This window comes from Spirosoma taeanense, assembly GCF_013127955.1.
Taxonomy (GTDB): domain Bacteria; phylum Bacteroidota; class Bacteroidia; order Cytophagales; family Spirosomataceae; genus Spirosoma; species Spirosoma taeanense.
The window spans coordinates 3,681,957-3,694,010 of sequence record NZ_CP053435.1; the positions used below are offsets into that span (position 1 = coordinate 3,681,957).

Genomic DNA, 12,054 nt, shown 5'->3' on the forward strand with positions numbered 1-12,054 from the left:
TTACGTTCCAAACGGCCTGCAGCCCGGACGAGCAGGAAGATTTTGATCTCGCCGTAAAGCTGTTACACTCGTTTGAATATGACGAAGCCGAGAAGGTGTTTGCGAAGGTGATTGACAAAGACCCCAGTTGCGCCATGGCCTATTGGGGAGTAGCCATGTCTCTCTTCCATCCGCTCTGGACACCACCACTCGAAACTGAGTTGAGAAAAGGTGAAAAGGCCGTTCAGATTGCGCAGTCGCTCTCAAAATCCGAACGCGAAGCCGCTTATATCGACGCCATCGCTTCCTTTTATAACGATTGGCAGCTCACCGATCACCGCACCCGCTGTCTTCGTTTTGAAGCGGGCATGAAAGCCGTTTACGTAAAGTACCCAGCGGATAAAGAAGCGGCTGTTTTTTATGCGCTGGCTCTCAATGCCGCAGCCGACCCAGCCGATAAATCCTTTGCCAGACAGAAGAAAGCGGGCTCTATTCTGCAGGCGCTTTATCCCGGACAACCCAATCATCCGGGTATCGCCCACTATCTGATTCACACCTACGATTACCCGGAACTGGCCCGGCAGGGGCTGGCTGCGGCACGAAAATACGCTACTATTGCCCCGTCCTCTGCGCATGCCCTGCACATGCCATCGCATATTTTCACCCGCTTAGGCCTTTGGGATGAATGCATTCAGTCTAATCGGCTTTCGGTCTCTTCTGCCCAGTGCTATGCCGAAGCAGCCGGTATAAAAGGTCATTGGGATGAGGAGCTTCATGGTCTGGATTATCTGGTCTATGCTTATCTGCAAACAGGTGATAATGCAGCCGCTAATGAACAGCTAAGATACATTGCATCCATCAATCAGGTTTTTCCGGTTAATTTTAAGGATGCCTATACATTTGCGGCTGCACCTTCACGTATGGCATTGGAAAACAAAAACTGGAAGGAAGCGGCAAACATCCAATTGACACCTGCCAATTTCCCCTGGAAGAATTTTCCCTGGCAGGAAGGGATTATTCATTTTGCACGTCTCTTGGGCGCGACCCACACTAAAGACGCTGCTTCTGCCCAATCAGAACTGGAAAAGCTGCATACGCTTTACGATACGTTACAAAAGCAGAAAGACTTCTATAAAGCAAAGCAAGTGGCGATCCAGATGAAAGAGGGAGAAGGATGGATTGCGTTTTTGGAAGGCAGGAATACGGCCGCTTTAAACTTATTGAGCCTTGCGGCTGACATGGAAGACAGCACATCCAAACATCCTGTAACACCGGGGGAAGTGTTGCCCGCCCGGGAATTGTATGCCGATCTGTTACGTCAACTACAGCAAAACCAGAAAGCCTTGCAAGCCTATGAAAAAGCTCTGCAAAAAAGTCCGAATCGCTTCAACAGCTTATACGGCGCTGGTGTTGCAGCCGAAAAAGCTGGCTTGATGGATAAAGCTTCCTTTTACTATAACCAACTGATATCCATTGCTGCTCCAAAGTCAGATAGACCAGAACTTTCGGTTGCCAGGGCGTTTCTGAAGAGCCATTCATAAGACATTTAGCTAAATTAGCGACCTTTCGGTTCAAAAATGCACCAATACAAAAGGAGCGCGGTACGGTGCCGCTTGTAAAATCCGGCAATACATTTTCCATCAAAACCACAGTAACTTCATTGGGCAGTATTTTTACAACTTCAATAGATTTACTCGGCACCTTTGTCTTTGCAATTAGTGGGATAAAGCTGGCGTCCGGCAAACAGCTTGACTGGTTCGGCGCTTATCTGATTGGACTAGTAACCGCCACCGGAGGAGGGACCGTAAGAGACTTATTACTCGACGTAACGCCGTTCTGGATGACAGACAGTACGTACTTCCTGACAACCGGCGCTGCGCTGCTTGCCACCCTGCTTTTCAAAGAAAAACTATTTAAATGGCCGAACACCTTATTCCTGTTCGATACTATAGGCCTGGGCCTGTTTACGATTGTGGGCATTAGCAAAAGCATTGAAATGAATCTGCCATTCTGGGTTTGCATAGTAATGGGCACCATTACGGGCTCAATCGGAGGAGTTATCCGGGATGTTTTGCTGAATGAGGTGCCGCTCCTATTACGAAAGGATATTTATGCGCTCGCCTGCGTGGTGGGCGGGTTTGTATATTTTGTGTGTATCCGGTTTGACTTGTCAACGAGTTTGACAGAACTTATTGCCGCATCAGCAGTGATAGCCATTCGGATAATCGCCCTGAAATTTCATATTCATTTGCCAGTCCTGCACTCGATTAAGGCTACCAACGGCGACAAAGCGGATAACATCTAAGACCCTGAACGATGGAAGACCTCTGGACAGAGAAATGGAATGAACGCTACAGTCAGAATGACTTTGCTTATGGAGAGCAGCCTAACGCGTATTTTAAAGAACAGATAGAAAAAATACCTCCAGGCAGGATTCTTTTTCCGGCCGAGGGCGAAGGCCGTAACGCGGTATTTGCAGCCAGCCTCGGCTGGACTGTTTCGGCTTTTGATATAAGCGCAGAAGGGCAAAAGAAAGCTATGCGACTTGCCGAAAGAAATCAGGTGAGCATTGATTATCAGGTTGGCGAACTGCGATTCCTGCATTACCCCGCCGAACAATTTGACGTCATCGCCCTGATCTATGCCCACTTTCCGCCAGATCTTAAGTCCTTATATCACAAGGCTCTTGATACGTATCTGCGTAAAGGCGGTATCGTTATCTTTGAGGCTTTCAGCAAGAAGCATCTTGACTATCTGGCAAAGAACGAAAAGGTTGGCGGCCCAAAAGATATTGCTTCGCTGTTCTCAATAGCCGAAATCAAATCAGATTTCGAAAACTATGATTTCCAGCAATTAACAGAAACCGAGATTGAACTCAACGAAGGACAGTACCACAATGGGCACGGCTGCGTCATCAGGTTTGTCGGTAAGAAGCGATAACCCATCAGCCATGTCTTATAACATTTGCCTTTAGCCAGGCAGAAGCAGGCTCTTTTCCTGCCGGTTCATGAACACAATCAAAAATCCCCAGCCCAATCCAGACCTGTAAGCCGGGTTCTGTCCACCCGCTTGCGCTGGCTGGCTTATCATTTATCTGGGATGCCGGTCACCCGACACCTCGTTCGACCTACCCGCGTCGGTGTTGGTCCTTTCGGGCCGCTGGCGACGAGCAGCCGCGCGTCCGACGCTTATTTGGTCTTTCAGCCCCTAAGGGTTGCCGTGCCCCGCTGGTCACCCACCGGGCGGTAGGCTCTTACCCCACCGGTTCGCCCTTACCAGATTTAAAGAGTGAATGAGCGAAAGCGTGAATGAGCGAATAGCTGGCGCAAACTTTGTATGCCGGATGGCTATTCACTCATTCACCATTCACTCGTTCGCCATTAAAATTGGCGGTATGTTTTCTGTTGCCCTGTCTGTCGAACGGCCGTTCCCAGTCGTCCGCCTTCCCGTTAGGAAGTAGGGTGCTCTGTGCTGCCCGGACTTTCCTCGCCCGATGAATCGGACGCGATAAGCCGGTCTGGATTGGTTGGGGAATACAAAGGTAGGGAAATTACGGTACCCCTCTACTATATGTCGATTTACCAGCCAGCGCTTAACGACACGCCCCGGCTGACTGACGAGCCGCAGCAAAAGAGCCTATTTCGGCCCAAGCACTAACTCCACATAAAGCGGGAAATGATCGGACCCGAAGGCGGGCAAACGTTCAATTTCGGCCACCCGAAACTGCGAGGATGTGTAAACGTAATCAAGCGGCCACCGCATCAGGACAGAATGCTGATCGAACGTGTTATACATTCCACGGCCGCATCGTACGTCTTTCAGGCCACTGATTTCTTCAAACCGACGGGTGTTGTACGACCAGCCTACATCGTTGAAATCGCCGGCAACCACAGTAGGCCCGGTTTGAGCCGCAGCAGTGCGTCCGGCTTTTAGCAGGCCTACTTCTTCGCTGTTCAGGTTGTCGGGATGCTTGCTGGGCCTGGGCGCGACCGGATGGACGGTAAGTAATCTAAAGGAAGCGCCGGTAGGGAGCGAAACTGTCGCCAGGAAAGACGGCACCCCATCATGATTGAAGAACAAGGTAGCCGAATCCTGAAGAGGTAGCTTGGAATACAAAGCCATTCCGTACGTATTATCGGTCGGATACGTAATCCGGTACGGATAGTCCTTCTTTAACACGTCCAGATGGTTCATCCACCAGTTATCAACCTCCATCGTCAGGACAAGGGTGGGCTTTCGGTCGCTGACAATTTTTATGAAAGCCGCAGCGTTGCGGTTCTTCATATAGACATTGGCAACAATAAGACTAAACACATTCTTCCTGTTCAGGGTGACGGCATCGGCCGATAGAATATGTTTTGTTGTAAACGGAAAATAGGGGAATAAGTAATAGGTCTGTATGGCCGCTGAAATAGCCAGCCCTGCCACGAGTGCGTCGAGCCGGTTCTTTCTTTTTACGCCTGCATACAGGACCAGGCAGCAGATAAGCGCAATCAGCAGTTGTAGCCGCGGGAAATTGAAAATCTGCAGAAACCAGAGTGACGTATCATACAGTAACGATAGCAGCGTAATGCCTATCAGTACTATACCTATATACAAACTGATTTTTTGTACTACGTTCCTCATAGTCGATCCGGTTGAGCCGCTGCCTTGTCTGAGTCTGCACTATTGCAACCCTTCTACCCTGACGTCGATGCGGCCCCGCGCATGAACAACGGCCAGCAGGGCGGTAGGCGTCAGATAGACTTGATCGGGACGGATCTCGTCAATGCGGCCGTTCAGTATGATGCCTTTGGCCAGCTGGTTATTTTTGAGCCGTTCCTGCAGCAGTTTCTGCATATCGGCCAGTTGCGAACCGACCGGGATGGTGAGCTGTTTTTGCAGCGTTCGGGCAAACGTCCCCTGCAGCAGCCAGCTCGCCGACCGCTGGAGTACGTTACGGGTGTCCAGGTCGTAGGCCAGGTCTTTGAGCGAGATGGTTTGTTCCTGAGCGTCGTAATACGGTCGGCCGCGCAGGTAAATATCGCCGTTGACGGTACCTTTCAGACCTGCCTTGATAATCAGACTCTCATTCTGGCCGAACATATCCATGCTCGTAATGGTGATGCTGTAGCGGTCCTCACTAAACTTGAACGTTTTACCGACGAACTCTTCTGATGCAAGCCGGGCGGCTTCCTGATAGCTGGCTTCGCTCAGGAGGCCAATCTGAAAATCATCTTTAACCTGCGGCACTACGGTCAGGTCGGGCAGCGACACGGCGGGCTTTACATCGGGCTTGTCGCCGGTCGTTGTCAGCGTATACCCTTCGATACCAATCGTGGCCCGAATCGTGTGCCCCTCGAACCGCAGGGGCGTAATGAGCACCCGCTTCGGCACAACCTGAAAATAGGTGCGGTACTTCTCCGAAATCAGGTAGGGCTCGCGCAGCATATTCCAGGCTTTAAGAACGGGAGTTTTCAGGTCTACGTTCCGGCGTATCTGCTGGTCGAGCGTTTTAGTGATGCTGCCCAGATTCTTGTCGATCATGCTCCCCACAATATTCGTGACTGGAATATTGATACCGATTAAGCTGACAGTGGGCCGCCGGACCCAGCCGTACCCATCGGCCTCGGTCTGGGTGTTGACCGACCAGTCGCGTTCGAGGTCAAATTTGGTTTTGAACCGCAGGTCTATTTCAAATTCGGTCTCTGTAAACTTCGTAAAACCCAAAACCGTAACCCCTGCTTTTACCCAGATCCTTAAAGGCACCGTGAAATGAAACAGACTGTCCTGCGCATTGACAAGAATCGTTCCCCGCTTCCAGACTTTGGTCATGAAGTTATCGCGGTTGTTGTTCTCGAAACTATTGTCCTCATAAATCAGGCCATTCACCTGGGTGTTGATCTGCCGTTCGACATCGCTCAACCCAATTGAAACAGGAACATGAACTGTTGACAAAAAGCGTTCGGTACGGACTTCCATCTCGGTGATATTATAAGCTTCCTTCGGGGCTTTTGGATTCAGCTGGCTACCGGAAGGCTGGCAGCCGAGGCTGCTCAAAATCAGCCAGCCAATGGTCAGACTGTATACAATACAACGGTACATACAGGTAATAGTTAATCGGCAGGGCGGTATTCGGGCCCGAAACAGGTTACGTTGAAAGGTTCGTAACGCGTAATGATTCAGGGCGTCAGGTGCTGGCCGGTAGAACGTTGACAACACCTGAGAATCCTATTTTATAGTTACTTTTGTGGCGCCGTAGCCAAATTTCTGCTTCTGCGCGTCTTCAAAGAATTTAACGTTCGGGTGCTGGCCCAGCCGCTTGTGCAGTTCGGTTCGTAGGGCGCCACTCCCCACGCCGTGAATGAACGTAATGTCGCTCATACCACTGGCAATGGCGTTCTCAAGGGCCTTCTCGAACGTATCGAGCTGCAGCTTCAGCAAATCGGCGGGCGTCCGGTTGCCGGTTCCTTTGGGCAGCAGAGCTTCGGTGTGCAGGTCCACTACCGCCGACGGCCGCTCGACCGAAATCCCACCTGTTTCTGATTTGGCCTTCAGCATCTCGGCTTTCAGCTCTTCGGGGCGGATTGTAGTGGGCCGGGGCTGCGCATTTCGATTGCTGGCCGGAACCGGCTGCGCTGGCTCGGCGCTTTCGGCATCGAGCTGGGTTTGAAAACCGGGCTGGTTGAGCACCGGTACCGTTACTTTGGCCTTAAACAGCGTAGAGGCCCGCGCTTTGAATCGTTTGATGAGCGGCTGACGTAACGAAGATTTTCCGGCCCGGAACCATAATCCCTGCACCACGAACGTCGGCCACTCGTCAAACTTCGCGTGGACGTAGTGATCGTTCATCTTCTGCTGCGATTTAGGCTTTAACACGCCACTCTGCAGACCAATAAACTGTATTCCGCCCCCGGCTCCGGCCGATTCTTCGCCAATCAGGTACGGAAACTCCCAGTCGGTGTTGTTAATCAGATGCAGGGTGTATTCGCGGTCGTTGACAGGAATAAACGCCAGATAAATACCCTGGTTGGATAGAATGGCCGGTGACTGTGGAGCGGCTGGTTTCTGCGGAGCAAAGGTGCTGGTTCGCAGCAGGCGCTCGGCTTCCAGGGGCGAGACGAGCACCAGTTCCGATCGCATGACGGGAATCCGGAAGCCATCTTCAATTTCAATTTCGATCATGTTGCCGGGCAGGAACCGCGACACAACGCCCTGTTCCTTTGCCCGTAATAACCGGACTTTATCGCCAATATTCATAATGTAAGGTCTTTAGACCGAATGCCGGTTCAATACATACATAACAACCGAACGGCCGGTTTCGGTTTGCCAAAAGTACAACGGACCCATCCAAAACCCTTCCATCGATTTTTAAATCAATTCTGCACCACATTCGCTTTACCCCAGGAACGTTATCAGTCTGTTCTATGTGGATTGTCTTTTCGTTATTAGCCGCTGTAGCCACCGCCACCGTCGTTACGCTCTCGAAGGCGGGGATAAAAAATGTAGATTCCAGTCTGGCCTTTGCCATTCAGTCGGTTCTGATCCTGCTGGTATCGTGGGGCGTTGTCATTGGCCAGGGCAACCTGCCGGATGTGACGCGCGTTGACCGGCGTGCCTGGATTTATCTGGTCATTGCCGGGGTCATCACCTGCGTTTCCTCGCTGCTTTCCTTTCGGGCGCTCAAACTGGGCGATGCCGCCAGAGTCTCATCGCTGGATAAGGTTTCGCTGGTCTTCTCCGTAGTTCTCGCCATTGTGTTCCTGAAAGAAAAGGTTAACTGGCAGGTTATTGTGGGGGTTGTGCTGATGGGAGCCGGAGCGGTTGTGATTGCCATGGCGCGGGAATGATTACAACCGGCCCGGCGTTATCGGATCGTGCCCCGCGCCGATTCATGTCTGCTGGTTTACCCGTACCGTATCATGCCTGCCCCCGTAAACGAAAAACTAAACCTCGCCCACAACTTTGTTCTTCACACGAACCGGAACGTCTTTCTGACGGGTAAAGCCGGAACCGGTAAAACGACCTTTCTGCATCAGGTCAAACAACTCAGCGCCAAGCGGCTGGCGGTCGTAGCGCCAACGGGTGTTGCGGCCATCAATGCGGGGGGCGTTACGATCCATTCGCTGTTTCAGCTGCCCTTTGGCCCGCTTGTGCCCGGAACCGTTCAGCGCGAGGGACGTAAGTTCAACCGGGAGAAGATAAACCTCCTGCGGACGCTCGATCTGCTGGTGATTGACGAGATCAGTATGGTTCGGGCCGACATACTCGACGGTATCGACGAAGTGCTGCGACGTTACCGGAATCGTCCGGAGCCCTTTGGTGGTGTTCAGTTGCTGCTCATCGGCGATATGCAGCAGTTGCCGCCGGTCATCCGCGACGAAGACTGGGCCTTGCTTAGTCCCCACTATCAGACGGGTTATTTCTTTGGAAGCAAAGCCCTTCGCCAGACGCCCTACGTGTCGATTGAGCTGACGCATATCTACCGGCAGTCCGACGAGCGATTCATCAGTCTGCTCAACAGCATCCGCGAGAAAACCATAACCCGCGCTCAACTCGACGACCTGAACCAGCGTTACGTGCCGGATTTTTCGCCCGGTGATGATGAAGGCTACATTACCCTCTCCACGCACAACACCACCGCCCAGCAAATCAACAGCCAGAAGCTACAGGCCCTGAGAGGTCGGCGGCATACCTTCACGGCTACCGTTGAGAAAGAGTTTCCCGCCAACACCTACCCTACCGAGGCCGAACTGGACCTGAAAGTGGGGGCGCAGGTGATGTTCATCAAGAATGACATTTCCCGCGAAAAGCTGTACTACAACGGTAAGATTGGGCGCGTAACGGCCGTGGACGACGACTTTATTTACGTCAGAAGTCAGCAGGACGGCGACATGATTCCCGTAGATCGGGTAACCTGGGAAAACATCCGGTACACGCTTGACCCGACAACGAAGGAAATCAAAGGTGAAGTGATTGGCACGTTCACGCAGTTCCCGTTAAAACTGGCATGGGCCATTACGATCCATAAAAGTCAGGGATTGACCTTCGAGAAGGCGATCATCGACGCGTCGGCGGCTTTCGCCCACGGGCAGGTGTACGTAGCGCTCAGCCGCTGCAAAACGCTCAACGGGCTGGTTCTGCGGACGCCGATTCCATCGCACAGCATCAAAACCGAGCAGACGCTGGAAGACTTCCACGAACAGGTCCAGCAGCAGACACCAACCGAGCAACACCTCCACGACGCCAAACGCACTAACCAGGAGTATCTGCTCCAGGAGCTGTTTTCGTTCGAGCAGGTTCATTCGCTCATTTACCGCTGTCGGCGGCTGGCCGTACAGCACCACGACAGTCTGCCCGATGAGCTGCACACGGCGCTGGAGCAGCTGGCCGAATTGCACGGCACCAAAGCCCGCGACGTAGCGCGCCGGTTCATGCAGCAGCTACCCGCTTATTTCGCCCACGAACAGTTACCGGAAGACAACGAGCCATTACAGCAGCGAATCCGGAAAGCGGGTGCGTATTTTAAAACGTTACTGAGCGACGAACTCCTACCGCTCCTGCGGGCCTGCCCCACCGACTGCGACAACAAGCAGGTACGCGACCTCCTGCTGGAAGCGATGGATGAACTGGAAAAAGAGCTGTTCAGCAAACGCCAGAGCTTCGAAAGCAGCTGCAGCGGCTTCGAGGCCCTGGCGTATCTACAGGCCCGCAACCGCGCCGAACTTGACTTTCAGCCCGCCCGGAAACAAAGCGAGCCATCTGGTAGTAACGAAGGCGCTGTGAAAGGCGGGCTTTACGGTGCCCTAATGAAGTGGCGTAACGACCTGGCGGGCGAACACGATACGTCGGGCTATCTGGTGCTGTCCCAGAAAACTATCGTCGAACTGGCCCGCACCCGCCCCACAACGGCAGCCGAGCTGCTGGCCATTAAAGGTTTCGGCAAAACCAAAGTCAAGCAACTGGGCCAAGACATACTGCGCATTATTCAGGAATATGGAAAGCGTTCTTCCACCGGGGCTGCCCCGAAAGAGAAACCGCCCAAAGTTGAGTCGCACCTCGTAACGCTCTCTCTGTTCCAGGCGGGCAGGTCCATTGACGAGATTGCCGCCGAACGCGGGTTGAGCCTATCGACGGTTGAAAGCCATCTGGCGCGACTTGTCAGCGCGGGCGAGCTACCCGTGGAGGCCCTGTTGCCACCCGACAAGATCGCTGCGATCCGATCCTTTATTGAAGCAAATCAGCCCAGTACGCTCAATGAAGTACGGCTTGGTCTGAATAACTCCATGACGTATAGCGAGATTCGGTTCGTGTACAATGCCATGCGAACCGAGGATTAAAAAAAGCCGGTCGAATCCCCAGTTCATGCATATGATAGTTTGAGAAAAAAACGTACCTTCATGGGCAAAACTGGCAGTCAGAACCGGCGTGGTATTTACTTCGGCGAAGCGCTCCGTTTCAGCATTGGTCACCGCTACTCTGACCCAGCGACCCACCACTGATAATCAGTTTATTACCATTTTTTTCGGGCAATTATTTCGCTTTGGCAAATGCAACCAAAACGGGCGGAATATATGTTTATCTGCTGAAGCCGCTCCGGTTTGGTTCGGGAGCGCATTTACAGACAGGCTGGGAGTCATTCGGGTTAAGGGTAAGCTGCTGCAGAAGTAGCCACTGCGACAGGAAGGTCGCAGGCCATTGGGGAAGTATTCATTAATCTTTTACGTAACGTATACCTATGAAAATACCATTTCGGATCACGGGCGACCAGGGGGATCCGATTGAGAGCAAACACATCAGCCAGATAGGCTACACCAAAGAACAGGCTGACCAGGCAAACCAGGCGTTTGATGGAGCAGTCAGACAGTACCTGCGCGATTGGATTGAGCAGGGCACGCTCCCGGCGAAAAGCGCGGACTTTGAGAGCGATACCGAGGATTTTATTGAACATGGGGCGTTACGCAGCTTCTTTAAGCATCGCGATGATGCCTTTGCCCTGCTGCTCGAAAACGACGCCATTGCCCGCCATATGCTTCGTCCTATCAATGAAGTGTATTTTGAAAACGATGCGTACGAGCCGATGCTCGCTAAGTTTGAGAAACGAATTTATAATCTGGCCGCTCACCGCGAAAATTTCGAGGTTCCTTTCCGCTATAGTCCCGCCAGCCGGCAGGGTGCACACGGCGATACGGTTCCGCTTTTAGAAATGAACACGGGGCAGATTAAAGAGGATATCGGCATGTATTTCGGAACGCGACGCTCGGATGCAACCGCTCTCACCATCTTAGCGGATCAGCTACGCCGGGAAGCCCTGTCCCCTACCCTCCTGCCCATTCACGTCGTTACGGACGGCTACATGGAGGATTCCCTGCGGGTGGTTAAAACCACGACCGAACAACTCCAGGCCGACGGCGATGAACAACTCCATTGTTTTGTCATTCAGCGCCGGCATGCGGCCGACGACCGGCATCTGGGCGCTGCCCTCCTAATCATGAATTCGCAGCAGCCCAATAAGCCCCAGCGGGTTATTTTCTGCGATACGCTGAACCCCTCCGGCCGGCCGCCCTGGTGGGATAAATTCAAAGCTAAGCTGGACGCTGTTTTCCCCCAGCCCGAAGGCGAAGAACCGGCGTCCGATATTCTGGAAGACGGTGGAGTCAGGCTGCAGCGTCTGCACGACGATGTGCCGGTTCGTCATCAGGATATTGACTGTGCGTTCTATACATTCTCGATTGTTCGGGCGCTGATTCAGGTAGCCAAGGCCGACCCTATCCTGGTTCTGACGGGCAGCATCGACGAACTGGTTAGCCAGATGACCGAACGTATGCCCGAATACTTTGAGAAGCCCAACCAGCCTAAGGAGCCGGAAATTGTACGGGAACAGAATATCATTCGTCGGTGGCGCACCGGCTGGAATGCCTTGATCAATATCATGCGCAGCAAGGCCACCGATCTGCTGACCCAGGAGTCGGCCGTCGTTGACATGGAGATGGCCTTTTCGCTGTAAGTCTCTTTTTCCGGAAATCAGACTCTGTCAATACACAAAAAAGCCGGTCGCGACGTAAGCGACCGGCTTTTGACTTTTCAAGAAGTCAG

The 12,054-nt window shown here is 52.7% G+C and carries 9 protein-coding genes and 1 other RNA gene; 6 read left to right on the forward strand and 4 right to left on the reverse strand.

The genetic code is table 11. The annotated features are described in order from the left end of the window. Positions 1–134: 134 nt before the first annotated feature. From HNV11_RS15400 to HNV11_RS15410, 3 genes are all read left to right on the forward strand, one after another. Positions 135–1,520 carry a tetratricopeptide repeat protein gene (locus HNV11_RS15400; RefSeq protein WP_205402733.1) on the forward strand — a complete coding sequence of 462 codons (1,386 nt, stop codon included), beginning with the start codon at positions 135–137 and terminating at the stop codon, positions 1,518–1,520. Between the two features lie 119 nt (positions 1,521–1,639). Then, complete coding sequence (locus HNV11_RS15405) at positions 1,640–2,284, forward strand: trimeric intracellular cation channel family protein (protein WP_171740514.1); 645 nt, start codon at positions 1,640–1,642, stop codon at positions 2,282–2,284. An 11-nt stretch (positions 2,285–2,295) separates the two neighbouring features. Next, positions 2,296–2,919, forward strand: a complete 624-nt coding sequence (locus HNV11_RS15410; protein ID WP_171740515.1) for a class I SAM-dependent methyltransferase — start codon at positions 2,296–2,298, stop codon at positions 2,917–2,919. Positions 2,920–3,009: 90 nt separating this feature from the next. Here HNV11_RS15410 and rnpB read toward each other — a convergent pair. From rnpB to HNV11_RS15430, 4 genes are all read right to left on the reverse strand, one after another. Then, positions 3,010–3,503, reverse strand: an RNA gene (rnpB, locus tag HNV11_RS15415) — RNase P RNA component class A. A gap of 112 nt (positions 3,504–3,615) precedes the next feature. Continuing rightward, positions 3,616–4,605, reverse strand: a complete 990-nt coding sequence (locus HNV11_RS15420; protein WP_171740516.1) for an endonuclease/exonuclease/phosphatase family protein — start codon at positions 4,603–4,605, stop codon at positions 3,616–3,618. 39 nt (positions 4,606–4,644) lie between these two features. After that, positions 4,645–6,063, reverse strand: coding sequence for a DUF4403 family protein (locus HNV11_RS15425; protein WP_171740517.1), 1,419 nt, complete (start codon positions 6,061–6,063; stop codon positions 4,645–4,647). A 126-nt stretch (positions 6,064–6,189) separates the two neighbouring features. Next, the gene (locus tag HNV11_RS15430) at positions 6,190–7,218 is read right to left on the reverse strand and encodes a Smr/MutS family protein (RefSeq protein WP_171740518.1); all 1,029 of its coding nucleotides are present in this window, start codon (positions 7,216–7,218) and stop codon (positions 6,190–6,192) included. Positions 7,219–7,385: 167 nt separating this feature from the next. On the opposite strand from HNV11_RS15430, the gene HNV11_RS15435 reads away from it, so the two are divergent. The 3 genes from HNV11_RS15435 (at position 7,386) to HNV11_RS15445 (ending at position 11,965) form a co-directional block, all read left to right on the forward strand. Continuing rightward, on the forward strand, positions 7,386–7,808 hold the full coding sequence (locus HNV11_RS15435; RefSeq protein WP_171740519.1) for an EamA family transporter: 423 nt from the start codon (positions 7,386–7,388) through the stop codon (positions 7,806–7,808). A gap of 72 nt (positions 7,809–7,880) precedes the next feature. Then, positions 7,881–10,298 carry a helix-turn-helix domain-containing protein gene (locus tag HNV11_RS15440; protein WP_171740520.1) on the forward strand — a complete coding sequence of 806 codons (2,418 nt, stop codon included), beginning with the start codon at positions 7,881–7,883 and terminating at the stop codon, positions 10,296–10,298. 398 nt (positions 10,299–10,696) lie between these two features. Further along, the gene (locus HNV11_RS15445; RefSeq protein ID WP_171740521.1) at positions 10,697–11,965 is read left to right on the forward strand and encodes a hypothetical protein; all 1,269 of its coding nucleotides are present in this window, start codon (positions 10,697–10,699) and stop codon (positions 11,963–11,965) included. Positions 11,966–12,054 lie beyond the last annotated feature (89 nt).

Bases quoted from the DNA above. Each gene is read 5' to 3' on its own strand.
- HNV11_RS15420 (WP_171740516.1), bottom strand. From the start codon at position 4,605: ATGAGGAACGTAGTACAAAAAATCAGTTTGTATATAGGTATAGTACTG.
- HNV11_RS15410 (WP_171740515.1), top strand. From the start codon at position 2,296: ATGGAAGACCTCTGGACAGAGAAATGGAATGAACGCTACAGTCAGAAT.
- HNV11_RS15425 (WP_171740517.1), bottom strand. From the start codon at position 6,063: ATGTACCGTTGTATTGTATACAGTCTGACCATTGGCTGGCTGATTTTG.
- HNV11_RS15440 (WP_171740520.1), top strand. From the start codon at position 7,881: ATGCCTGCCCCCGTAAACGAAAAACTAAACCTCGCCCACAACTTTGTT.
- HNV11_RS15435 (WP_171740519.1), top strand. From the start codon at position 7,386: ATGTGGATTGTCTTTTCGTTATTAGCCGCTGTAGCCACCGCCACCGTC.
- HNV11_RS15445 (WP_171740521.1), top strand. From the start codon at position 10,697: ATGAAAATACCATTTCGGATCACGGGCGACCAGGGGGATCCGATTGAG.
- HNV11_RS15400 (WP_205402733.1), top strand. From the start codon at position 135: ATGGCCTATTGGGGAGTAGCCATGTCTCTCTTCCATCCGCTCTGGACA.
- HNV11_RS15430 (WP_171740518.1), bottom strand. From the start codon at position 7,218: ATGAATATTGGCGATAAAGTCCGGTTATTACGGGCAAAGGAACAGGGC.